23 protein-coding genes and 1 pseudogene are annotated in these 23477 nt (G+C 70.6%); 17 read left to right on the top strand and 7 right to left on the bottom strand.

The genetic code is table 11. The annotated features are described in order from the left end of the window. Positions 1–5 precede the first annotated feature (5 nt). Positions 6–767 carry a triose-phosphate isomerase gene (gene tpiA / locus FV229_RS07640; RefSeq protein ID WP_147751386.1) on the bottom strand — a complete coding sequence of 254 codons (762 nt, stop codon included), beginning with the start codon at positions 765–767 and terminating at the stop codon, positions 6–8. 272 nt (positions 768–1039) lie between these two features. Between tpiA and FV229_RS07645 the strand changes: the two genes are divergently transcribed. From FV229_RS07645 to trpE, 5 genes are all read left to right on the top strand, one after another. Further along, positions 1040–1570: a TadE/TadG family type IV pilus assembly protein gene (locus FV229_RS07645; RefSeq protein WP_147751387.1), complete on the top strand. Its 531-nt coding sequence runs from the start codon at positions 1040–1042 to the stop codon at positions 1568–1570. Next, positions 1570–2283, top strand: coding sequence for a TadE/TadG family type IV pilus assembly protein (locus FV229_RS07650; RefSeq protein ID WP_147751388.1), 714 nt, complete (start codon positions 1570–1572; stop codon positions 2281–2283). The genes FV229_RS07645 and FV229_RS07650 overlap by 1 nt, the downstream gene beginning before the upstream one ends. Beyond that, complete coding sequence (locus FV229_RS07655) at positions 2268–3728, top strand: pilus assembly protein TadG-related protein (RefSeq protein ID WP_147751389.1); 1461 nt, start codon at positions 2268–2270, stop codon at positions 3726–3728. The genes FV229_RS07650 and FV229_RS07655 overlap by 16 nt, the downstream gene beginning before the upstream one ends. 131 nt (positions 3729–3859) lie before the next feature. Continuing rightward, on the top strand, positions 3860–5758 hold the full coding sequence (locus FV229_RS07660; RefSeq protein WP_147751390.1) for a peptidylprolyl isomerase: 1899 nt from the start codon (positions 3860–3862) through the stop codon (positions 5756–5758). Positions 5759–5763: 5 nt separating this feature from the next. After that, positions 5764–7281 (top strand): anthranilate synthase component I, encoded by a 1518-nt coding sequence (trpE, locus tag FV229_RS07665; RefSeq protein WP_147751391.1) that lies wholly within the window; start codon positions 5764–5766, stop codon positions 7279–7281. 23 nt (positions 7282–7304) lie between these two features. On the opposite strand, the gene FV229_RS07670 is transcribed toward trpE, so the two are convergent. Further along, the gene (locus FV229_RS07670) at positions 7305–7745 is read right to left on the bottom strand and encodes a MarR family transcriptional regulator (RefSeq protein WP_147751392.1); all 441 of its coding nucleotides are present in this window, start codon (positions 7743–7745) and stop codon (positions 7305–7307) included. A 70-nt stretch (positions 7746–7815) separates the two neighbouring features. On the opposite strand from FV229_RS07670, the pseudogene FV229_RS07675 reads away from it, so the two are divergent. The 7 genes and pseudogenes from FV229_RS07675 to FV229_RS07705 all read left to right on the top strand — a co-directional run bounded on the left by FV229_RS07675 (position 7816) and on the right by FV229_RS07705 (position 13406). After that, a pseudogene (locus FV229_RS07675) lies at positions 7816–8588 on the top strand (VOC family protein). A 68-nt stretch (positions 8589–8656) separates the two neighbouring features. Further along, positions 8657–9310, top strand: a complete 654-nt coding sequence (locus FV229_RS07680; RefSeq protein ID WP_147751393.1) for an aminodeoxychorismate/anthranilate synthase component II — start codon at positions 8657–8659, stop codon at positions 9308–9310. 35 nt (positions 9311–9345) lie between these two features. Beyond that, entirely contained in the window at positions 9346–10359 is a 1014-nt protein-coding gene (gene trpD / locus FV229_RS07685) for an anthranilate phosphoribosyltransferase (protein ID WP_147751394.1), read from the top strand. Positions 10360–10368: 9 nt separating this feature from the next. Further along, a complete protein-coding gene (trpC, locus tag FV229_RS07690; RefSeq protein ID WP_147751395.1) occupies positions 10369–11259 on the top strand; it encodes an indole-3-glycerol phosphate synthase TrpC in 891 nt (296 codons plus the stop codon). A 2-nt stretch (positions 11260–11261) separates the two neighbouring features. Further along, a complete protein-coding gene (gene moaC, locus FV229_RS07695; protein ID WP_147751396.1) occupies positions 11262–11753 on the top strand; it encodes a cyclic pyranopterin monophosphate synthase MoaC in 492 nt (163 codons plus the stop codon). A gap of 28 nt (positions 11754–11781) precedes the next feature. Beyond that, positions 11782–13008, top strand: a complete 1227-nt coding sequence (glp, locus tag FV229_RS07700; RefSeq protein WP_147751397.1) for a gephyrin-like molybdotransferase Glp — start codon at positions 11782–11784, stop codon at positions 13006–13008. A gap of 17 nt (positions 13009–13025) precedes the next feature. Further along, positions 13026–13406 (top strand): VOC family protein, encoded by a 381-nt coding sequence (locus FV229_RS07705; RefSeq protein ID WP_147751398.1) that lies wholly within the window; start codon positions 13026–13028, stop codon positions 13404–13406. A 113-nt stretch (positions 13407–13519) separates the two neighbouring features. On the opposite strand, the gene FV229_RS07710 is transcribed toward FV229_RS07705, so the two are convergent. Continuing rightward, complete coding sequence (locus tag FV229_RS07710) at positions 13520–13738, bottom strand: DUF2093 domain-containing protein (RefSeq protein WP_147751399.1); 219 nt, start codon at positions 13736–13738, stop codon at positions 13520–13522. Positions 13739–13873: 135 nt separating this feature from the next. Here FV229_RS07710 and FV229_RS07715 point away from each other — a divergent pair, with 135 nt between their 5' ends. From FV229_RS07715 to deoA, 4 genes are read left to right on the top strand one after another with little or no spacing between them, the layout of a single operon-like run. Continuing rightward, positions 13874–14302, top strand: coding sequence for a cytidine deaminase (locus FV229_RS07715; RefSeq protein ID WP_147751400.1), 429 nt, complete (start codon positions 13874–13876; stop codon positions 14300–14302). Further along, a complete protein-coding gene (locus tag FV229_RS07720) occupies positions 14295–15104 on the top strand; it encodes a purine-nucleoside phosphorylase (RefSeq protein WP_147751401.1) in 810 nt (269 codons plus the stop codon). The genes FV229_RS07715 and FV229_RS07720 overlap by 8 nt, the downstream gene beginning before the upstream one ends. A gap of 29 nt (positions 15105–15133) precedes the next feature. After that, the gene (gene deoC, locus FV229_RS07725) at positions 15134–15892 is read left to right on the top strand and encodes a deoxyribose-phosphate aldolase (protein ID WP_147751402.1); all 759 of its coding nucleotides are present in this window, start codon (positions 15134–15136) and stop codon (positions 15890–15892) included. Continuing rightward, positions 15889–17187, top strand: coding sequence for a thymidine phosphorylase (gene deoA, locus FV229_RS07730; RefSeq protein WP_147751403.1), 1299 nt, complete (start codon positions 15889–15891; stop codon positions 17185–17187). The genes deoC and deoA overlap by 4 nt, the downstream gene beginning before the upstream one ends. A gap of 37 nt (positions 17188–17224) precedes the next feature. Here deoA and FV229_RS07735 read toward each other — a convergent pair whose 3' ends face one another. The 4 genes from FV229_RS07735 to dnaK all read right to left on the bottom strand — a co-directional run bounded on the left by FV229_RS07735 (position 17225) and on the right by dnaK (position 21786). Then, positions 17225–17548, bottom strand: coding sequence for a hypothetical protein (locus FV229_RS07735; RefSeq protein WP_147751404.1), 324 nt, complete (start codon positions 17546–17548; stop codon positions 17225–17227). A gap of 116 nt (positions 17549–17664) precedes the next feature. After that, positions 17665–18294: an rRNA adenine N-6-methyltransferase family protein gene (locus tag FV229_RS07740; RefSeq protein ID WP_147751405.1), complete on the bottom strand. Its 630-nt coding sequence runs from the start codon at positions 18292–18294 to the stop codon at positions 17665–17667. Between the two features lie 204 nt (positions 18295–18498). Then, on the bottom strand, positions 18499–19662 hold the full coding sequence (gene dnaJ, locus FV229_RS07745) for a molecular chaperone DnaJ (RefSeq protein ID WP_147751406.1): 1164 nt from the start codon (positions 19660–19662) through the stop codon (positions 18499–18501). Between the two features lie 207 nt (positions 19663–19869). Next, positions 19870–21786 (bottom strand): molecular chaperone DnaK, encoded by a 1917-nt coding sequence (gene dnaK / locus FV229_RS07750; protein WP_147751407.1) that lies wholly within the window; start codon positions 21784–21786, stop codon positions 19870–19872. A gap of 468 nt (positions 21787–22254) precedes the next feature. On the opposite strand from dnaK, the gene FV229_RS07755 reads away from it, so the two are divergent. Next, positions 22255–23250: a hypothetical protein gene (locus FV229_RS07755; RefSeq protein WP_147751408.1), complete on the top strand. Its 996-nt coding sequence runs from the start codon at positions 22255–22257 to the stop codon at positions 23248–23250. The last annotated feature ends 227 nt before the right edge of the window (positions 23251–23477 follow it).

The following is a 23477-nucleotide window of genomic DNA, read 5'->3' on the forward strand; positions in this document are numbered from 1 at the left end:
GCCCCTCAGGCGTAGGCTGCGCAGATCCCCAGAAAGTCCTCGGCGACGAGGCTCGCGCCGCCGACGAGCGCGCCGTCGACGTTCTCCACCGAGAGCAGCTCGCGGGCGTTGCCGGGCTTGACCGAGCCGCCGTAGAGGATGCGGATCTTGGCCGCCTCCTCGCCGACGAGCTTGTCGAGCATCTCGCGCAGGGAGGCGTGGACCTCGGCGATCTCGCGGGCCGTCGGCGTGCGGCCCGAGCCGATCGCCCAGACCGGCTCGTAGGCGATCACGGTGTCGGCCGCGGTGGCGCCCTTCGGCGTGCCGATCGCGAGCTGCGCGCGCACGATGTCCAGCGCCCGGCCCTGCTCGCGCTCCTCCATGGTCTCGCCGACGCAGATGATGCCGCACAGGCCCGCGCGCCGGGCGCCGAGCGCCTTGGCGTGGACGCCGTCGTCGGTCTCGTGGTGGTAGGCCCGGCGCTCGGAATGGCCCACGATGACGTAGGTGGCGCCGAGGTCGGCCAGCATCTCGGCGGAGATCGAGCCGGTGAAGGCGCCGCTCGGCTTGGCGTGCAGGTTCTGGCCGCCGATGGCGATCGGCGAATCGTAGGTCGCGGCCACGCAGGCCGAGATCAGCGTCGAGGGCGGGCAGATCAGCAGGTCGATGGTCTCGGCGAGCGCCGGCAACAGCCCGGTCCGCACCGCGTCGACCACGGGGATCGAGGCCCGCGTCCCGTTCATCTTCCAGTTGCCTGCAACCAGGGGCCGCCGTCCCGAACGCATCATCGATGTCCCTGCCGTCCCTTGCGCCGCCCGTCGCATGCGGGGGCCGGGGCTACCAGAGCCCGCCCGAGGGCGCAAACCGGATCGGCGCCCGCGTGAGACGATCGCAGGCGAAGATCATGCGACGCTCACTGTGAGCCAAAGCAGCCCGAAAGGGGCGCATTGGGAAATGGCCCGCGAACCGCGCGGAATGCCGTCCAGGCGACGGGGCATTAGGCCCGAAAAGACTACACTATGTTAGACTGGCCTTAATTCCTGCCGTGCCATGACAGGGCATGCGCGGTGCACGGCAATTGCTACAGGGTCGAAGTGGGGCGACGGCGGTCGAGTTCGCCCTCGTGGCGCCGATGCTGCTGTTGACGATCACGTTCGTCATGGTCGCCGCCCTGGTTCTGTTCGTCAACCAGCGGCTGGATTACGCCACGAGCCAGGCCGCGCGTCAGGTCATGACCGGCAAAGCCCAGTTCGGGTCCACGGATCAGGCCACCTTCAAGACCGCGCTCTGCAGCAAGCTTCCGAGCGTGATGTCGTGCGCGAACGTCGTGGTGAACCTCTACATCGTCCCGCTGCCTTCCGCGGGCGGATACTACAATTTCGTCAAGCCGGACGGCAGCGGATTGCAGATCCCGTCGCAGAGCAGCGGCCCGGGCCAATACAATCTCGGGAATGCCGGCGACTACCAGTACCTGCAGGTCATCTACCCGATCCCCGTCCTGCCCGCGGCCTTCGCGTCCATGCTCGGCAACGGCGGCACCAACAGCTACCTGGCGGTCTCGACCGCGGCGTTCCGCAACGAGAAGTTCTGATGGCGCGCGGCCCGACAATCCTGGCGCGACGCTTTCGTGACGACGGACGCGGCGTGTCCATCGTCGAGTTCGCGATCGTCCTCCCGATCCTTCTCATGCTGATGCTGGGTGGCCTCCAGGTGATCACCTACGTCAACGCGACGCGGAAGGTCGAGCTCGTCGCACACTCGATCGGCCAGATGATCTCCCAGACCACGCCGCCGCAGGGCTCCACCATCGCGACGGTCAACGCGACCGACCTGCATTTCAGCTACGACGCGGCCCTCGTCCTGTTCCCTTACCTTCTGAAGGACGCTCCGCGGCAAGGTCTGCAATGGTGGCAGGACATCACCATCAACTACACCGGCGTCGCCTTCACCCAGAAGTCCACCGGTTGCAACGACAGCGCCGACATGAGCGCCTGCTACAACGCCAACGTCGTCTGGACGAGCACGGGGACCTACGGCGGCAACAAGCGGCTCTGTGTGACGCCGCTGCAGCCCGCGGACAACACGGCGGCGGCGAGCGCCGGCACCCTGCCGCGTTCGGTCTACGGCCAGGGCTCGCTCATCGTCATCGACGTGGTCTTCACGTTCAAGCCGACCTTCGGCGCGAAGTTCTTCCCGGCCAGCCGGGTCGCCCGCTCGGTCTACGTCCAGCCACGCTACGCCAGCCTCGTGAACTACGACACCACGAACAGCGACGGGATCGCCTCCAAATGTCCTGGCTACTGAATCGCCTTCGCCGGGCCGGCCGGCCTCCCGCAGCGCGTCCGAGCTTCGCGGCGGCGCGTGACGGCAACGTCGCGATCATCTTCGGCCTCAGCCTGATCCCGATGATCGGTCTCATCGGGCTCGGGGTCGATTACGGTGTCTCGATCACCGACAAGACCAAGCTCGACAGCGCAGCGGATGCGGCCGCGGTCGCAGCCGTGGCGACCGCCAAGGCCTACATCGCCGCCAACCAGGGCCAATCCAACCTCACCGCCAAGGCGATCGCGGCGGGCATCACCCAGGCCACCAACGTCTTCAACGTCAACGCAGGAAAAGTTCCTTACGCCACCTACACGCTCCAGACGCCGCAGCTGGTATCGAGCGGCCAGACCCTGACCTCGACGATCGTCTACACGGCCACCGTGACGAACAACTTCGGGCGGATCTTCCGCACGCCGACGACGACCCTCGCCAACACCGTGACCGCCTCGACCGATCTCCCGAGCTACCTCGACTTCTACCTGATGGTGGACGTCTCGGGCTCGATGGGGTTGCCGACCTCGGTCAATGACATGAACCGGCTCGCCGGCATGAACGTCGAGTCGGCGATGACCGACTCCAAGCAGGGTTGCATGTTCGCCTGCCACTTCCCCGGAGCGAACGGATGGAACAAGGCTGTGAACGCCAGCCCACAGATCCAATTACGCTCGGATTCGGTCAACAACGCCGTCTGTCTGCTGCTCCAGCGCGCCGGCAACCAGATCGTCCCGAACCAGTATCGGGTCGGCATCTATCCGTTCATCAACCAGTTGGCGACGCTCTCGCCGCTCTCCGGCAACCTCGCCAGCGCGAGCACCGCGGCCGATTGCGCCAAGACCTGGCCGATGACGCTTACGAAACTTCTCGACACCAACACCACTCAGCTCTCGGTCAACGTTGACCCGAGCACCGGCACCGGGAGCGGCGGGACGCATTTCGAGGTTGCCCTGCCCCAGATGAAGTCGGCGATCTCGGCTTTCGGTGACGGGTCGTCCACCAGCAACCCCAAACCGTTCGTATTTCTGATCACAGACGGCATGCAGAACGGGCAGCACTACTATATCATGAAGAACGGAAAGTACACCTATCCCGGAAATCCGTCGAAATTTGCTGGGTACTCCAATGCTTGGTGGGATAGTTCTAGCCCTGCTCAGATCGATCCCGCCAACTGCACAGCACTGAAGAATGCCGGTGCAACGATCTCGATTCTCTACATCCCGTACATCACCATCAATTCCCCGGACGATGGGACCTATACGGCTTGGGAGAACAACCGCGTCAATCAGTTCAGCCCGACGCTTTCGACGCCGCTTAAGAGCTGCGCCTCACCGGGCTATTTCTTCACGGCCAGTTCGTCGGACGAGATCAATGCCTCGCTCAGCGCGATGTTCGACCGTGCCGTGCGGATGACCCGCCTGACGCAGTAGGCGGTCGCGCGCCCGCCTTTGCCTGCCGGGGCGGACTAGGCTATCGCGAGCGGATCGAAGGACGGCGCCTCGCGGCGCCCGCCCCGGCGATCCGAGCGCGCGCGAGCCTGCAAGAGAGTCAAGCCACCAGCATGCTGCAGAACATCCGCAACGCCAGCCAGCACTGGCTCGGCAAGATCGTGCTGACGGTGATCTTCACGTTCCTGATCGCGGGCGTCGCGGTCTTCGGCGTGGAGGAGTTCTTCCGCGGCGGCTCCTCGACCGCGGTGGCCACGGTCGGCAAGACGCCGATCACCGCCGAGGCCGTGCGCACCGCCTACCAGAACCAGCTGCAGCGCTACCAGACGCAGATGCGGCGCACGCTGACCCCGGACCAGGCCCGCGCCCTCGGCGTCGACCGGCAGGTGCTGTCGCAGCTCGTCACCGAGGCCTCCCTCGACCAGAAGACCCACGACCTCGGCCTCGCGGTGCCCGACACCTCGGTGATCCGGGCGATTCACGACGAGAAGAGCTTCCAGAACGCGCAAGGCCAGTTCGAGTCGGCGCTGTTCTACCAGACCCTCCAGCGCGCCGGCCTGAACGAGGCGATGTTCGTGCGCGAGCAGCGCGCCGTCATCGCCCGGCTGCAGCTCGCCGAAGCCGTGTCCGCCGACCTGCACGTGCCCGAGGCGATGCGCGGGGCGGTGCACCGCTACGCCACCGAGCGCCGCAAGGCCGCCTACCTGATGCTGCCGCCGTCCGCCGCCGGCGACATCGCGGCGCCGAGCGAGGACGCGCTGAAGGCCTATTACGAGGGCAACCGCGCGGCCTACCGCGCGCCGGAATACCGCGCGGCGACCCTGCTGGTGCTCGACCCGACGGCGATGGCCAAGCCCGACGCCGTCACGGCCGAGGAGGTGCAGAAGGTCTACGACCAGGAGAAGGCGCGGTTCGGCTCTCCCGAGAAGCGCACGATCCAGCAGGTCGTGTTCCCCGACGACGCCGCCGCCGAGGCGGCGCGCAAGGCGATCACGGAGGGCAAGAGCTTCGATGCGGTGGCGCAGGAGCGCGGCGCCGACGGCAAGGACCTGACGCTGGGGACGCTGACGCGGGCCGAGCTGTTCGACCCGGCGGTGGCCGACGCCGCCTTCGGCCTTGAGAAGGACGGCACCAGCCAGCCGGTGAAGGGCCGCTTCGGCACGGTGCTCCTCCACGTCACCGCGATCGAGCCGGCGACGGTGAAGACGCTGGCCGAGGTCGAGCCGGAGATCCGCAAGCAGATCGCCCTGGCGCGCGCCCGCGACGGCGTCGACAAGATCCACGACGCGATCGAGGACCAGCGCGCCGGCGCCAAGCCCCTCGCCGACATCGCGAAGGAGCGCGACCTTCCGATCGTGACGATCCCGGCGGTCAACGCGCAGGGGAAAGACCCGGCGGGCCAGACGGTCTCCGGCATCCCCGATTCCGAGACGACGCTGCCGGCGCTCTACCGCGCCGAGATCGGCGGGGACAACGAGCCGCTGCGGACCAAGGCCGGCGGCTACGTCTGGTACGACGTGACCAAGATCGACCCCGCACACGACAAGCCGCTCGACGAGGTCCGCGACGCGGTCGCCGCCGGCTGGCGCGAGGCCGAGGTGTCGCGCCTGCTCCAGGTCAAGGGCAAGGCGCTTGCCGAACGGCTCGACAAGGGCGAGACCATCGAGGCGCTCGGCATCGAGGTCGGCGTCAACCCGCAGGACGGCGAGGACCTCGCCCGCAACCAGACCAAGGACGCGCTGACCGTGGACGTGGTCAACCGCATCTTCGCCACCGCCGTCGGCAAGGCCGGCTCGGCGGCGTCGGGCGAGTCGCGCGCGGTCTACAAGGTCGAGGCCGCGACGATGCCGGCCTTCGTCGCCGGCAGCCCGGCGGACAAGACGATCGAGGGCAACTTCCGCACGGCGCTCGCCGACGACGTGCTCGGCGAATACATCGCCGAGGTGCAGAAGAACGCCGGTGTCAGCGTCAACCAGGCGGCCCTGCGGCGCGCGATCGGCGGCGAGTCCTGAGGCCGATGGCGGACGCGTCCGACTACGCCGCCTACGAGGCGGCCTACGAGGCCGGACGGCCGGTCCTCCTCGACCTGACGCTGGTGGCCGACCTCGAGACGCCGGTCGCCGCGTTCCTCAAGCTCCGCGCCCGCCATCCCGGTCCCGCCTTCCTGCTCGAATCGGTCGAGGGCGGCGTGGTGCGCGGGCGCTACTCGATGATCGGCCTCGATCCCGACCTCGCCTGGCGCTGCCGCGACGGCCGGGCGGCGCTGGCCCGCGGCGACCTCGCCGACTTCGCCGACGACGACCGGGCGCCCCTCGATTCCCTGCGCGCGCTGATCGCCGAAAGCGCGATCGTGGAGCGCGAGGGGCCCGAGCTACCGCCGATGGCCGCCGGCCTGTTCGGCTATCTCGGCTACGACATGGTTCGCGCCATGGAGCGGCTGCCCGAGCCTAATCCCGACCCGCTCGGCGTGCCCGACGCCATCCTCGTGCGTCCGCGGGTGATGGTGGTGTTCGATTCCGTGCGCGACCTGATCACGGTCGTCTGCCCGGTGCGGCCGGCCGCGGGCGTGACGGCGCGGGCCGCCTACGAGGCGGCGCTCGCCCGCCTCGACCGGATCGCCGAGGCGCTGGAAGGGCCGCTGCCGATCGAGGCGCGGATCGACCTTGCAGCGGTGGCGCATCCCGAGCCGGTCTCGAACACGACGCCGGAGGCCTACCTCGCGATGGTGGCCAAGGCGAAGGAGTACATCGTCGCCGGCGACGTGTTCCAGGTGGTGCTGTCGCAGCGCTTCGAGGCGCCGTTCACCCTGCCCGCGATCGCGCTGTACCGCTCGCTCCGGCGCACGAACCCGGCGCCGTTCCTGTGCTACCTCGACTTCTGCGACTTCCAGGTGGTCTGTTCGAGCCCCGAGATCCTGGTGCGGGTGCGCGACGACAAGGTCACGATCCGCCCGATCGCCGGCACCCGCCCGCGCGGCGCGACGCCGGCCGCGGACCGGGCCCTGGCCGAGGAGCTCCTGGCCGACCCGAAGGAGCGCTCCGAGCACCTGATGCTGCTCGACCTCGGCCGCAACGACGTCGGCCGCGTCGCCAAGCTCGGCACCGTCACGGTCACCGGCTCGTTCTTCCTCGAATACTACAGCCACGTGATGCACATCGTCTCGAACGTCGAGGGCGACCTCGACCCGCGTCACGACACCCTCGCGGCGCTGGCGGCCGGGTTTCCGGCCGGCACGGTCTCGGGCGCGCCGAAGGTGCGGGCGATGGAGATCATCGACGAGCTGGAGCGCGAGAAGCGCGGGCCCTACGGCGGCTGCATCGGCTATTTCGGCGCGCAGGGCGAGATGGACACCTGCATCGTCCTGCGCACCGCAATCGTGAAGGACGGTCGCATGCACGTGCAGGCCGGCGCCGGCATCGTCTACGACTCGAACCCGGCCTCCGAGCAACAGGAATGCGTGAACAAGGCCCGCGCCCTGTTCCGCGCCGCCGAGGACGCGGTGCGTTTCGCGGCCCAGGCGAAGCGCGGGCAGTAGGCCCGGCCGACGCGCAGGCCGCCTCAGGCGAGAGCGCGCAAGCCCGTCCGCAGCATGTCGGCGTCGACGCCGCCGAGCGTCGCCTCGACGGCCGCGTGCGTCGCGCGCCAGACCGGAACCGCGGCCGCGAGGCCTGCGCGGCCGGCCTCGGTCAAGGACAGACGCCGCCCGCGCCCGTCCTCCGGGTCCACCGCCACCGTCGCGAGGCCGCGCCGCTCCAGCACCTTCAGGGCCGCGGTCAGCGTGGTCCGGTCCATGGCGAGGAGGCGCGCCACCGCGGACATCGCGGCGGGCTCAGTCCGGTTCAGCGCCATCAGCAGCGAGAACTGGCCGCTCGTCAGCCCGAGGGGCCGAAGCGCGTCGTCGAACCGGCGGCCGAGCGCGCGGGCGGCCCGTTGCGCGTGCAGGCAGAGGCAGGCGTCGCGGATGTGGGCGGTGGTCGCGAAGGAGACGGCCGTTGACATCAATCGATCTACGTTGATATCAACATAGATCGCAATGCGACAAACCGGCCCGTGCAAAGGATCGAATGGGATGGCGGATCACGCGGGCACCTTCGTCTGGTACGAGCTGACCACCCCCGACGTCGCGGCGGCGCAGGCCTTCTACGGCGCGGTCGCCGGCTGGGCGATCGTCGATGCGGGGATGCCCGGCATCGACTACCGCCTCGCGACGGTCGGCGACGTGCGCATCTGCGGGATGATGGCGTCGGCCGGATGCGAGGCGCCCGCCGGCACGCGGCACGGATGGCTCGGCTATGTCGGCGTCGCCGACGTCGACGCCTCCGCCGAGCGCGTCACGGCGGCCGGCGGGCGCATCACCTTCGCGCCGCGGGACATCCCCGGGGTCGGCCGGTTCTGCATGGCCGCCGACCCGCAGGGCGCGGCCTTCGCGCTCTTCCGCGGCGACGGCCCCTGCCGCCGATGCCGCCGCGGGGCACGCCCGGCCCCTTCGCCTGGCACGAGTTGCACGCCCGCGACTGGGAGCCGGCCTTCGGCTTCTATGCCGGGCTGTTCGGCTGGGAGACATCCATGGCCGTCGACATGGGGCCGATGGGCACCTACCAGGTCTTCGCCCGCAACGGCGTGGACCTCGGCGGCATGATGAGCGCACCGCTTCCGCCGGCCCCGTCCTGGTTGTTCTACATCGCCGTCGAGGCGATCGACGCCGCGGCCGAGCGCGTCGCGGCGACAGGCGGCACGGTCCTGCAGGGTCCTCACCCGGTGCCCGGCGGCGACTGGATCGTCCAGGCCCAGGACCCGCAGGGCACGCCGTTCGCCCTGGTCGGGCCGAAACCGGCGGCCTGATCCGCGACGCGAAGGGGGACGCTCGCGGCGTCTTGACCGACGCGGCCCGCCGGGCCAGATCGTCGGCCATGAGCCCTGCGCCGACGCCCTCCGTCCTCGTCATCGACAACTACGATTCCTTCACCTGGAACCTCGTCCACCTGATCGGCCCGCTCAGCGGCGCGATCGAGGTGGTGCGCAACGACCAGGTGACGGTGGACGAGATCCGCGCGCGCGCGCCCGACGCCCTGGTGCTGTCGCCCGGCCCCTGCACCCCGAACGAGGCCGGCATCTGCCTCGACGCGGTGCGCCAGCTCTCGGGCGAGATCCCGATCTTCGGGGTCTGCCTCGGCCTCCAGGCGATCGGGCAGGCCTTCGGCGGCGACGTGGTGCGGGCGCCCGCGCCGATGCACGGCAAGGTCTCGACCATCCGCCACGGCGCGACGGGCATCTTCCGCGGGCTCAACGACAGCTTCGACGCCACGCGCTACCATTCGCTCGTGGTCGACCGCGCCGGCTGCCCCGAGGCCCTAACCGTGACCGCCGAGGCCGACGGCCTGATCATGGGCCTGGAGCACGCGCACCTGCCGGTGCACGGGGTGCAGTTCCACCCCGAGAGCATCCTCTCGCATCACGGAACGCGCATCCTGCAGAACTTCCTCGACATCGCGACGGCGTGGAACCAGGCGCACGGCCGCGGGCGAAACCCGGCAGGTGACAAGGCCCGCCCCGGCGTGCATTGACGCGGCATCCCGCGAACGCGCCGCCCGTCGAGCCGATGGAATCCTTCAAGCCCCATCTCGCCAAGGTCGCCGCCGGGTTCTCCCTCGACCGGGCCGAGGCTCGCGCGGCCTTCGACGACCTGCTTTCCGGGGAGGTCACCCCGGTCCAGGCCGGGGCCTTCCTCGTCGGCCTCAAGGTCCGCGGCGAGACGCCGGAGGAGATCGTCGGCGCCGTCGAGGCGATGCGCGCCCGCATGGTCCGGGTCGAGGCGCCCCCCGGCAGCGTCGACGTGGTCGGCACCGGCGGCGACCATTCGGGCAGCTACAACGTCTCCACACTGGCCGCGATCCTCACCGCGGCCTGCGGCGTGCCGGTGGCCAAGCACGGCAACCGCGCCGCGACCTCGCGCTCGGGCGCCGCTGACGTTCTGGCGGCGCTCGGCGTCAAGCTCGGCCTCGACCCCGCGGGCCTGAGCCGGTGCCTCACCCAAGCCGGACTGTGCTTCATGTTCGCCCAGACTCACCACGGCGCGATGCGGCACGTGGCGGCGGTGCGCTCGGAATTGCCGGTCCGCACCATCTTCAACCTGCTCGGGCCGCTCTCGAACCCCGCCGGCGTCGAATGCCAGCTCCTGGGCGTCTCGCAGGGCGCCTGGGCCGAGCCGCTGACGCGCGTCCTCGCGGAACTCGGCAGCCGCCGGGTCTGGACCGTCCACGGTTCGGACGGCCTCGACGAGATCACCGTCACCGGCCCGACGCAGGTCGTCGCGCTGGAGGACGGGCGGACCTCGACCTTCGCGATCGACCCGCGCGACGTCGGCCTGCCGCTGCATGATCTCGAGGCGCTCCGCGGCGGCGACCCCGAGCACAATGCGCAGGCGCTCGGCCAGGTGCTTTCGGGCGCGCGCAACGCCTACCGCGACATCGCGGTTCTCAATGCGGGCGCCGCGCTCGTGGTCGCAGGTTCGGCGCATGCCCTCGCCGACGGCGTCGCGCGGGCGCAGGATGCGATCGATTCGGGGGCGGCACGCGCGACGCTGGCCCGCCTCGTCGCGGTCTCGAACGGATAAGGGATACCGATGGCCACCGACGCCCTCGCCGAGCCGCCGCCTCCGACCGAGCCGCCGGCCACCGACCGTTCGAGCGTGCTCGCGCGCATCGAGGCGTACAAGCGCCGCGAGATCGCCGAGGCGAAGCTGCGGGTGCCGCTGGCCAAGCTGGAGACGCGGGCCGCCAAGGCCTCGCCGCCGCGGGGTTTCGCCGACGCGATCCGCGCGCACGTGGCGGAAGGCCGCCCGGCCCTGATCGCCGAGGTGAAGAAGGCATCGCCGTCGAAGGGCCTGATCCGCGCGGATTTCGACCCGGCGACGCTCGCCGCAGCCTACGAGAAGGGCGGGGCCACCTGCCTTTCGGTGCTCACCGACGAGCCCTCGTTCCAGGGCCGGCCCGAATACCTGATCCAGGCGCGCGACGCCTGCGGGCTTCCGGTGCTGCGCAAGGACTTCCTGTTCGAGCCCTACCAGGTCTACGAGGCGCGGGCCTGGGGCGCCGACTGCATCCTGGCGATCATGGCCTGCCTCGACGACGACGAGGCTTTGGCCCTGGTCGAGACCGCGAAGGAACTCGGCATGGACGTGCTGGTCGAGGTCCACGACGCCGCCGAGCTCGCCCGCGCGATCCCCCTCGGCACCGCCTTGATCGGCGTCAACAACCGCAACCTGAAGACCTTCGAGGTCTCGTTCGAGACCGCGATCAAGCTCGGCGCCGCGATCCCGCCCGACCGCATCGCGGTGGCCGAGAGCGGCATCGGCGGACACGACGACGTGGCGCGGCTCGGCCGGCACGGGCTCAACGTGGTCCTCGTCGGCGAGAGCCTGATGCGCCAGCCGGACGTGACGGCGGCGACGCACGCGCTGCTGTTCGGCGGCAAGCCTTTCAACGCCAAGCCCGCGAAGAAGGCGAAGGCGTGAGCGTGGACGAACCTCGCCTCACCCACCTCGACGCCAGCGGCGCGGCCAACATGGTCGACGTCAGCGACAAGCCCGCGACCACCCGCACCGCCCGCGCCGAGGGGCGGGTGGTGATGCTGCCGGCGACCCTCGCGCTGATCCGCGAGGGCGACGCCAAGAAGGGCGACGTGGTCGGCACCGCGCGGCTCGCCGGCATCATGGCGGCCAAGCGCACCCACGAGCTGATCCCGCTCTGCCACCCGCTCCTCCTCACAAAGGTGCGCGTCGAGTGCGAGATCGACGACGCGCTGCCGGGCCTGCGTCTCACCGCGGAGGTCCGCGTACAGGGGCCGACCGGCGTCGAGATGGAGGCGCTCACCGCGGTCTCGGTGGCCTGCCTCACGGTCTACGACATGGTGAAGGCGGCCGACCGCGGCATGCGGATCGAGGGCATCCGCCTGCTCGCCAAGGACGGCGGCCGCTCCGGCGCCTACCGGGCGGAGGACGCGGCGTGATCGGGCGCCAAGTGACCGGGCACGCTAGATGAGCGGACTGATCCCCGTCGCCGAGGCGCTGGCGCGCATCCTCGCGAGCGTTCCCGGCGCGACCGCGGCCGAGGACGTGCCGCTGGCCTCCGCCGCCGGGCGGACGCTGGCGGTCGACGTCGTCGCCACCCGGACGCAGCCGCCCTTCCCCGCCTCCGCCATGGACGGCTACGCCGTGCGCGCCGCCGACGCGACCGAGGGCACGCGCCTGCGCCTCGTCGGCACGAGCGCCGCCGGCCACGGCTTCTCGGGGACGATCGGCCCCGGCGAGACGGTGCGGATCTTCACCGGGGCCCCGGTCCCCGAGGGCGCCGACGGGATCCTGATCCAGGAGAACGCACGCGCCGAAGGCCCGACGATCCACGCTCTCGAAGCGGTGACGCCCCACAGATTCGTCCGCCGCGCCGGCCTCGATTTCTCGGAAGGCGACGTGCTCCTGACGGAGGGAGACACCCTGGACGCGCGCCGCCTGGCCCTCGCCGCCGCGGCAGGCCACGGCCGGGTCGCGGTTCGGCGCAAGCCCCGTGTCGCGATCCTCGCCACCGGCGACGAGTTGGTGCAGCCCGGCGAAATCCCGGCCTGGGACCAGATCGTCGCCTCGAACGCGCTGGCGCTCGCCGCCCTGGTGAACGGCGCCGGCGGCGAGCCGATCGACCTCGGCATCGCCGGCGACACGCTCCCGGCGCTGGAGGCGGCGTTCGCGCGGGCGCGTTCGGTCGAGGCCGACCTGCTGGTGACCCTCGGCGGCGCCTCGGTCGGCGACCACGACCTCGTCCAGACCGCGCTCGCCGCCGAAGGGCTGGAGCTCGGGTTCTGGCGCGTGGCGCTGCGCCCCGGCAAGCCGCTGATGCACGGGCATCTCGGGGACATGCTGGTGATCGGGCTCCCGGGAAACCCGGTCTCCTCCATCGTCTGCGGACTGCTCTTCGTCGTGCCGGCAATCCGTGCGCTGCTCGGCGATCCCCGCGCCGGGGCCGACCGCAGCGAGCCCGCCACCCTCGGCCGGGACCTCGACGCCAACGACGGTCGCCAGGACTACATGCGCGCCGTGCTCGACACCGCCCCCGACCGGCTGCCGGTGGCGCACCCGGAATCGCGCCAGGATTCGTCGATGCTGGCGGTGCTGGGCCGAGCCGAGGCGCTGCTGGTCCGCGCACCGCACGCGCCGGCCGCGCGCGCCGGCGCCCCGTGTCGGATCATCCGCCTCGACCGGGCTTTGATTTAGGTCACCGCGAGGACCGAATGGACTTCCACATCGACCACGTCCACCTGCGCAGCCGCGACGCGGCGGCCGCGGCCGCCTTCTACGTCGACACGCTCGCTGCGCGGGAGATCCGCCGTGAGGGCACGCCGCTCAGTCGGGTCGTGCTCGACCTCGGCGGCCTGAGGGTGTTCATCGAGCAGGCACCGGCCGACCTCGCGCCGCCCGCGACAGCACCGCATCTCGGCATCGAACATATCGGGCTCGGCGTCGCCGACATCGACGCGACGATGGCCGACCTGCGAGCGCGCGGCGTGACGGTGCTCGTCGAGACGACGGTGATGCGGCCGGGCCTGCGGGTCGCCTTCATCGACGGGCCGGACGGCGTCCGCATCGAGATCCTGGAACGCCGCGACGTCTGATACCAGACCTTGATGAGCCCGACTCATCGAGGTCTGGCCCCCGCGACTGCGGGGCGGCGGCAATCCGCCGGACCTCATGGGTCCTGACCCATGAGACTTAGTATGAACGCCGCCTACGGCCGCCCGGTCTGCTTCAGCCGCTCCATCACGGCGTCCGGTGTGGCGTAGGCTTCCTGGCGCACGGCGCTCCAGTAGCGCAGGTCGTCGAGCAGGATCGGCACGCCGGTGGTGGCGCAACGCACGAAGGCGCCGGGCTTCACCACGCGCATCGTGCCGTCGCCGTAGGCGACCACCGCCTCGCCCCCCGCTCCGCGCTCGTACCGGCCCAGCATCGTCGTCCTCGGGTGATGAATTCCTGGCGAGGGTTCTAGAACGTGCCCCCGGCAAGGGAAAGCCGGCGCCGCACCCGCATGCGCCGCCCCGCGCCCCCCTCGACAGCTCACGCCGGGCGATGCCAATGATCGGGGATGCCGCCCTCCCCTCTCGACCTCGCCGCCCTGTTCGACGCCGCCGCCGGGGCACGCGGCCGGGCGCATGCGCCGTACTCGCGCTTCGCGGTCGGCGCAGCGCTCCGCGACGAGCACGGCGCGATCCATGCCGGCTGCAACGTCGAGAACGCGGCCTATCCGGTCGGCACCTGCGCCGAGGCCGGGGCGATCGCCGCGATGATCCTGGCCGGCGGCCGGCGCATCCGCGAAATCCTGGTGCTCGGCGACGGCAGCGGCCTCGTCACGCCCTGCGGCGCCTGCCGTCAGCGCATCCGCGAATTCGCCGCGCCCGCGACGCCGATCCACGCGGCGGGGCCGGAGGGGGTCCGGCGCAGCTTCACCCTCGACGCGCTGCTGCCGGACTCCTTCGGGCCCGAAACGCTCGTCCAGGAGATGCTCGGTGACTGAGGCGGTCGACACGTTGCGCGCGGCGGGCTTTGCCGGCCCCTATGCCTGCGCGATCGTCGCCGGCACCGGGCTCGGCGGCCTCGCCGACGGGCTCGCGGATGCGGTTTCGCGGCCCTATGCCGAGATCCCCGGCTTTCCGGGCGCCGGCGTCAGCGGCCATCGCGGGCGGCTTCATCGCGGTTCGATCGCCGGGCGGCGGGTGCTGGTGTTCGAGGGTCGGGCGCACGCCTACGAGCACGGGAACGCCGCCGCGATGCGCGTGCCGCTCGCCGCCGCGCAGGCCCTCGGCGCCGCCTGCCTGCTACTCACCAACGCCTCCGGCTCGCTGATGCCGGCGGCCGGCCCCGGAAGCCTCGTGCGGCTGTCCGACCACCTCAATCTGTCGGGGATGAACCCGCTCGTCGGCGAGCCGAGCGACGCCCGCTTCGTACCGATGATGCGGGCCTACGACCCAGCCCTGAACGCCCGGCTCGATGCGGCCGCGGCCGCCTGCGGCATCCCCCTGCATGCGGGCGTCTACGCGTGGTTCTCCGGGCCGTCCTTCGAGACCCCGGCCGAGGTGCGGATGGCGGGGCTGCTCGGCGCCGACCTCGTCGGCATGTCGACGGTACCGGAGGTGATCCTCGCCCGCTTCCTCGGCCTGCCGGTCGCCGCGGTCTCGGTGGTGACGAACCGCGCCGCCGGGATCGGCGACGGCGACCCGCATCATGCCGAGACCAAGCAGGCGGCGGCGGCTGCGGCCGGCGACCTCGTCCGGCTGATCCAAAACTTCGTCGCCGGCCTGCCCGGCGGCGATCCTTGAGCCTCACGCCGCCCCGAAAGCGCACGCGCATGCCCGAACCGACCTTGAACTCGGCCTCGACCGCCCGGCGCGCTCTCGCGCTGCTCGACCTGACCGACCTCGGCGACACCTGCACGGCGACGCAGGTCGACGCGCTATGCCGGGACGCCCGCGCGGGCGGGGTCGCTGCGGTCTGCGTCTGGCCGCAATTCGTGCATCAGGCGGCGCGCGTTCTGGCGGGCGGGCCGGTGCGGATCGCCACGGTGATCAACTTCCCGGCGGGCGGCGAGGATGTGGACCGCGCGGTCGAGGACACCGCGGAGGCGCTGCGCGATGGTGCGCACGAGATCGACCTCGTCCTGCCCTACCGGGCGCTCCTGCGCGGCGATGCGGAGGCGGCCCGCCTCATGGTCGAGGCGGTGCGCGAGGCCTGCCCCGGAACCGCGTTGAAGGTGATCCTGGAAACCGGCGAGTTGCAGGCCCGCGAAACCGTCGCCACAGCCAGCCGGCTGGCGCTCGCGGCCGGCGCCGACTTCATCAAGACTTCCACCGGCAAGAGCGCGGTCTCGGCCACGCCGGAGGCGGCCGAGACCATGCTGCACGCGATTCGCGAGGCCGGGCGGGGCGGCCTCAAGGTGTCCGGCGGCCTGCGGACGCTCGCCGACGCCGCGACCTACCTCGCGCTCACAGACCAAGTCATGGGGTCGGGTTGGGCCGGCCCTGGGACGTTCCGGCTCGGCGCCAGCAGCCTGTTCGGCGTGCTGATGGCCGCCCGCGGGGATGCCACCAGTCCGGAGGCGACGCCATGAGGCTTCCGCAGGAGACCATCCGGCGCAAGCGCGACGGGGCGACGCTGGAGCCCGCGGAGATCGCCGACTTCATCGCCGGGCTGACCGACGGGCGCGTCGGCGAAGGCCAGGCGGCGGCCTTCGCGATGGCGGTGTTCTTCCAAGGCATGTCGATCGCCGAACGGGTAGCGCTGACGCAGGCGATGACGCGATCGGGCAGCGTGCTGGCCTGGAACCTGTCCGGCCCGGTCCTCGACAAGCACTCGACGGGCGGCATCGGCGACGCGGTCAGCCTCGTGCTCGCGCCGATGGTGGCGGCCTGCGGCGGCTACGTGCCGATGATCTCCGGGCGCGGCCTCGGCCATACCGGCGGCACGCTCGACAAGCTCGCCATCATCCCCGGCTACGACGCGACGCCCGACCTCGACCGGTTCCGGCGCGTCGTCTCCGAGGTCGGCTGCGCCATCATCGGCCAGACCGCGGACCTCGCGCCGGCAGACCGCCGGCTCTACGCGATCCGCGACGTGACCGGGACGGTGGAATCGCTCGACCTGATCACGGCCTCGATCCTCGCCAAGAAGCTCGCCGCCGGGCTCGACGGCCTCGTCATGGACGTGAAGGTCGGCTCCGGCGCCTTCATGGCCGGGATCGACGCGGCGCGGGCGCTCGCCGACAGCATCGTCGCGGTGGCGAACGGCGCGGGCCTGCGCACCGTCGCGCTGATCACCGACATGGACGCGCCGCTGGCGAGCGCCGCCGGAAACGGCTTGGAGGTCGCCTACGCGGTCGACTACCTCGCCGGGCGCCGCGAGCCGCGATTCCATGCGGTGACCCTGGCGCTCGCCGCAGAGATGCTGGTGGCCGGCGGGCTCGCGCCCGATCTCGACGCGGCGGCCACGAAGCTGGAGGCGAGCCTCGCCTCGGGCCGGGCCGCGGAGACGTTCTCGCGCATGGTCGCCGCGCTCGGCGGCCCCGCCGACCTGATGGAGCATCCCACCAGGCACCTGCCGGCGGCGCCGGTGATCCGGCAGGTGCGGGCGGAGGGCAAAGTCGCGCGGGTCGCGACCCGCGCGATCGGGCTCGCGGTGATCGGCCTCGGCGGCGGCCGTACCCGTCCGGAGGACGGGATCGACGGGCGGGTGGGATTCTCTGAGCTCGCCCGGCCGGGGGATGCGAGCGGGTTGCTCGGGATCGTTCACGCCGCCGACGCGGCGGCGGCGGATCGCGCGGAGGCCGCTTTGCGGGCGGCCTACAGTCTCGGCGAGGCGGCGGCGGAGGGGCCGGCGGTGATCGAGCGGATCGCGCCGAAGCCATGAAGAAGGCCGGTGGCTTTCGCCACCGGCCCGAGCTTACCTACCAACCGCCGCGGCCGTAGCCCCGGCCGTAGCCGTAGCCGCGCCCATGGTGATGGTGATGCCCGAAGCGCGGGCCGCCAAATCCGTGATGACCGCCGAAATGACGGCCGCGCGGCGGGCCGTAGCCGAAGTGGCGGGGGCCGTGGCCGAAATGGCGGTGGCCGTATCCGTAGCCGTACTGCGCCTGCACAACGTCGGCATGAGCTTCGGCAAGCGGGGCCGGTGCGAACGGCGCGGCCTGGGCCGGTGCCGCGAGGGCGAGGCCGCCAGCGAGCGCGAGGGCTGCGAGGGCGAGGCTGGTGCGGGTCGGTGTCGTGGACATCGGCGTTCTCCTGCTGTGCGCCGCGGCTTTCGCCGACGGCGTTGAGCGGAGAGATAGCGGGCCTCACCTGAATGTGACCTGAGGCACGCGCTCAGATTGTGTTCGGGCAGCTTCGATCAGGGCCGGCGGTAGACCCAGACCCGGGCCGGCGGCAGGTTGAGCCAGACCCGGTTCGAGCCGCTGGCGGTGTAGCTGCCCATCGCGCAGCGCGCCGGGATCGGCGGGACGACGGCGTAGGTGAACTGCACGAACGGCGCGCCCGGATGCATCAGGTCGTGGGCGGTGTTGAGCAGGTCGAGGCGCTGCTCCAGCGGCTTGGTGAAGAGCGGCAGGCTGGAGACGGTCGCCGCGGCCGGCCCCGTCATCACCGCGCCGACGCTTCCGCGAATGTCGTAGGCGTCGCCGCGCACCACGGTGACGCCGGGGAAGCGGCGGCGCAGCAGGGTGCAGAAATCGGGGTTGAACTCGATCAGCACGAGGCGCTCGGGCGCGACGCCCCGGCGGATCAGCGCCTCGGTGACGGGACCCGTCCCGGGTCCGATCTCGATCACCTGCCCTGAAACGGCCGGGTCGACGTAGGCCGCCATGGTCCTGGCCAGCATCTTGCCGGACGGCGTGACCGAGCCGGTGACGAGTGGGCGCTCGAGCCAGGACTTGAGGAACCGCGCCTCGTCCTCAAGCGGATCGCGCCGCACCTTCGCGTTCACGGACGAGGTTTTCGCACTGGAACGACGTAGCGGCGGCAAGTCCGGTGTTCCTTCAGGTTGGATCACCGAAAGGCGATCCCGGCAGTGAACGCGACGGTCGGCACTTGTCTTACAGGCAAGGTCGCGCCCGTGCCTAGCACAATGCGATCACACATGCCTGCGCCGATCGAACCGGTCCCGGCCACAGGCTCAACCGGGCCGGCAACGATTTGATCCGGTAGACGCCGTGGGGTCTGCACAGGGTTACGGGCGGGCGGTGCCACCGAACCCGCCGAGGAAGTCGCGCACCTTCGAGAAGAAGCCGGCGGCCTCGGGGTGGTTGTCGTCGGACGCGGTCTGGCCGAACTCCTGCAGCAGTTCGCGCTGGCGCTTGGTCAGGTTCTGCGGCGTCTCGACGAAGACCTGGATGTAGAGGTCGCCGACCTCACGAGCGCGCAGCACCGGCATGCCCTTGCCCTTGATGCGGAATTGCTTGGCCGTCTGAGTGCCGGCCGGGATCCGCACCTGCGTCTGCGAGCCGTCGATCACCGGCACGGTGATCTCGCCGGCGAGCGCCGCCGTCACCATCGAGATCGGGACCCGGCAGAACAGGTCGGCGCCGTCGCGCTGGAAGAAGGCGTGCTGCTTGATCGAGAGGAACACGTAGAGGTCGCCGGCCAGCCCGCCGCGCAAGCCGCTCTCGCCCTCGCCGGCCAAGCGGATGCGCAGGCCGTCGTCGACGCCCGCCGGCACGTTGATGGCCAGCGTCCGCTCGCGGTTGACCCGACCCGCCCCGGCGCAGGCCGCGCAGGGGTCGTCGACGATCTCGCCGCGGCCGTGGCAGTTCGGGCAGGTGCGCTCGATGGCGAAGAAGCCTTGCGCCGCCCGCACCCGGCCGTAGCCGGCGCAGGTCTGGCAGGTGCGCGGCTTGGAGCCGAGCTTCGCGCCTGACCCCGCACAGGTTTCGCAGGTGATCGAGGTCGGGATCTTGATGGTCTCGGCCTTGCCGGTGAAGGCCTCCTCGAGGGTGATCTCCAGGCTGAAGCGCAGGTCCGCCCCACGCTCGCGGCCCGGCGCGCCGCCGCGCCCGCGGGCCTGCTGCTGGCCGCCGCCGCGGCCGTCGCCGAAGAAGTTGTCGAAGATGTCCGACATGAAGTCGCCGAACTCGTTGCCGAATCCGGGGCCGCCCTGGCCGCCGCCCTGTGTGAAGGCCTCGTGGCCGAAGCGGTCGTAGGCGGCGCGCTTCTGCCCGTCCGACAGGCACTGATACGCCTCGTTGATCTCCTTGAACTTGATCTCGGCGTCCTTGTTGCCGGGATTCTTGTCCGGGTGGTAGGTCATCGCGAGCTTGCGGAAGGCGACCTTCATCTCGCCGTCCGACGCGGTCTTGGCGACACCCAAGATCTCGTAATAGTCCCGCTTCGACATGCCTTGCCTCGATAGTGCCTAACCGGCCGTCCGCCTGCCCCCGGCAGTCGGCGCCGTCGTGCCGTCGTCGTGAAGGGTCGTCCCAGTGGCCGGCGGCGTTCCGACCTTCCGGGCCGTCGGCGGCCCCGGAATGAAGGTCGGACGCCGCCGCCGCAAGCGAAAACGGGACCGGATCGCTCCGGCCCCGCTTCAACTCGTGCGCGAAGCTTACGCCCGCTTCTTCTGGTCCTTCTCATCGACCTCCGAGAAGTCGGCGTCGATGACGTCGTCCTTCTTGGCCTCGGCCCCGGCGGTCGCCTCCGGCCCACCCTCGGGCGTCTGGCTGGCCGCATACATCGCCTCGCCGAGCTTCATCGAGGCCTGCATCAGGTCCGTCGTGCGGGCCTTGATGGTCTCGACGTCCTCGCCCTCGAGCGCAGTCTTGAGCGCGGTCATCGCGGTCTCGATGCCGCCCTTGTCGGCCTCCGAGACCTTGTCGCCGTACTCCTTCACCGACTTCTCGGTCGCGTGGACCAGACTCTCGCCCTGGTTCTTCACCTCGACGAGCTCGCGGCGCTTCTTGTCCGCGTCGGCGTTGGCCTCGGCGTCCTTGACCATCTTCTCGATGTCGGCGTCCGACAGGCCGCCTGAGGCCTGGATGCGGATCTGGTGCTCCTTGTTCGTCGCCTTGTCCTTGGCCGTCACGTTGACGATGCCGTTGGCGTCGATGTCGAAGGTCACCTCGATCTGCGGCATGCCGCGCGGAGCCGGCGGAATGCCCATCAGGTCGAACTGGCCGAGCAGCTTGTTGTCGGCCGCCATCTCGCGCTCACCCTGGAAGACCCGGATGGTGACCGCGTTCTGGTTGTCCTCGGCCGTCGAGAAGGTCTGGCTCTTCTTGGTCGGGATCGTGGTGTTGCGGTCGATGAGCCGCGTGAACACGCCGCCCAGCGTCTCGATGCCGAGCGAGAGCGGGGTCACGTCGAGGAGCAGCACGTCTTTGACGTCGCCCTGGAGCACGCCGGCCTGGACCGCGGCGCCGATGGCCACGACCTCGTCCGGATTCACGCCCTTGTGCGGCTCCTTGCCGAAGAACGACTTCACCACTTCCTGGATCTTCGGCATGCGGATCATGCCGCCGACGAGCACGACCTCGTCGATCTCGGACGCGGAGACGCCGGCATCCTTGAGCGCCTTGCGGCAGGGTTCGATCGTGCGCTGCACCAGGTCGTCGACGAGGGACTCGAACTTGGCGCGGCTGAGCTTGAGCGCGAGATGCTTCGGCCCGGTGGCGTCGGCGGTGATGTAGGGCAGGTTGATCTCGGTCTGCGTCGCCGAGGACAGCTCGATCTTCGCCTTCTCGGCGGCTTCCTTGAGGCGCTGAAGGGCGAGCTTGTCCTTGGTCAGGTCGATGCCCTGCTCCTTCTTGAACTCGGCGGTCAGGTACTCGACCACGCGGTTGTCGAAGTCCTCGCCCCCGAGGAAGGTGTCGCCGTTGGTCGACTTCACCTCGAACACGCCGTCGCCGATCTCGAGGATCGACACGTCGAAGGTGCCGCCGCCGAGGTCGTAGACCGCGATGGTGCCGGCCTTCTTCTTGTCGAGGCCGTAGGCGAGCGCGGCCGCGGTCGGCTCGTTGATGATGCGCAGCACCTCGAGGCCGGCGATCCTGCCGGCATCCTTGGTCGCCTGGCGCTGGGCGTCGTTGAAGTAGGCGGGCACCGTGATGACGGCCTGCGTCACCGGCTGACCGAGATGAGCCTCCGCGGTCTCCTTCATCTTCTGCAGCGTGAAGGCGGAGATCTGCGAGGGCGAGTACTTCTTGCCGTCGGCCTCGACCCAGGCGTCGCCGTTGTCGCCGCGGGCGATCGTGTAGGGCACGAAACCCTTGTCCTTTTGCGTCATCGGATCGTCGTAGGTGCGTCCGACGAGGCGCTTGATGGCGAAGAAGGTGCGGTCGGGGTTGGTGACAGCCTGGCGCTTGGCCGGCTGACCGACGAGGCGCTCGCCGTCGTCGGTGAAGGCGACGATGGACGGCGTGGTGCGGGCGCCTTCCGCGTTCTCGATGACCTTGGGCTGCGAGCCCTCCATCACGGCGACGCACGAATTGGTGGTGCCGAGGTCGATGCCGATGACTTTACCCATGGTGGGATCCCTTATGTTGGTTGCGATCAAGCAGACCGCCGAGCCCCGAAGCAGCTCGGCCCATGGCGGTGTGGTGCTGGAAGATGTGGAGACGGAACCGGGGCCGGAACAGGGGCCGCGAACGGCTCCGATCCCACGCTTAATCCCGCGTCTCGCCGGATATAAGAAGGGCGATGCAGGCTCGCAAGGCAAAGCCGCCTCCGAGATGCGCGATCGCGCCAAGTGCTTGCTCCGTCACGCGGAACGCGGCCGGCCGATCGGTTTTGAAGCTGTTTCGCCCGTGCATTGCATCGCTATGGTGCCGACTCGCCTCCAGGACTTGCTCGAACGCCGTCCCGCCGGCCTGCATTTTGTTGCGCCTCGGCCACGCCTCCGCCACCGAAGCCGTGTTAACGCTTCGTAAAGAGCGTCCAGCATGGTGCGAGGCCGGCATCGCGCGGGCCACCTGCCGCCGTACCGAAAGACCCGATGCGTCCGACCCGCAGCCCCGTCATCCCGTTTCTCGCGGCTCCCTGCTTCGCGCTCGCGGCCCTGATGCCCGGCGAAGCCTCGGCCCAAAACTTCTTCGAGGAGCTGTTCGGGATCGGCCGCGCAGCAAAACCTCCTGTGCCGCCGCGCGGGGTCCCGGCGGGTCCGCCCGCCGCACCGATCCCCGGCACGCCGCTTCCCGACGATCCCGCGGCCTCCGTGCCCGAGGCACCGCGCCCGGTTGTCCCCTCGCGCCCCGTGGTGCTGAAGGCCCCATCGGAAGATGGGCTGGTCGGCCAGGAGCTGATGCTCAACGGCTTGAGCGGCAGCCTCAAGCTCGAGCGCGCCGGCTCGGGTTTGTCCGCGCGGATCACGCTGCCGGGCACCAAAGTCTCGCAGCCGACGGAGACCTGCAAGGTGCCGCTCGGCGGCGGAGGCACAATCACCCTGACCCCGGAGGGCCGGCCGGAAGGTGTGCCCCGTTATGAGGCGGCGGCCGCGGAGTGCCCGTTGCGGTTCGACGTGACGGAAGGCGGCGTGCTGGTATCGAGCCTCGGGCCGACGCCGGTCTGCACGTTCTCCGCCCAGGATTGCGCAACCACCCCCGTCGGCCTGTGGGGACCGGCCGCGGCCACCCTGATCCCCCGCTCCTCCGAGTTCGATTCAGCCCGGGGCGTCGCCGATAAGGCGGTGCGCGAGAACTACAAGCTGATGACCCAGCGGGCGCGGCGCGAGGACGTCCGCCCGATCGTGACGGAGCAAGCCGCGTTCTCGTCGGACCGCGAGCAGCTCTGCCGCACCTATGCACGCGAAGGCGCCCACGGCTTCTGCCATCTCCGGGTCACCGAGAACCGCGCCCTCGCCCTGGCGACGCGCCTCGGCGTCAACGTCACCGCGGCCACCGCACCCGCCGCGCCTCCTCGCCCACGGCGGAAGCCGCCCGTAGAAGGCATGAACCCGGACGGCGGCCCTGCCGCCTTACCCCAGGGCGAATAGACCGTCTTCATCGCTGGCGGGAAGTGAGAAGCCCCCTCCGCTGCTCTACTCGGGACAGGGGGCCTTGCATCATCGAGATAGTAGAAGAGGCAAGGCTTAGTACTACTGTGTCATAAATCTTTGTTGGCAGCAGGGACATCGTTGCAGGGTTCGCGCGAGTGTTTGTGCCAGCTTCAGGCGCAAGGTCGCGATGGAGTCAGGCACGTGTCGCTCGGGCCGGATCGGGG

Origin of the sequence: Methylobacterium sp. WL120 (assembly GCF_008039465.1) — a bacterium.
GTDB classification, from domain to species: Bacteria; Pseudomonadota; Alphaproteobacteria; order Rhizobiales; family Beijerinckiaceae; genus Methylobacterium; species Methylobacterium cerastii.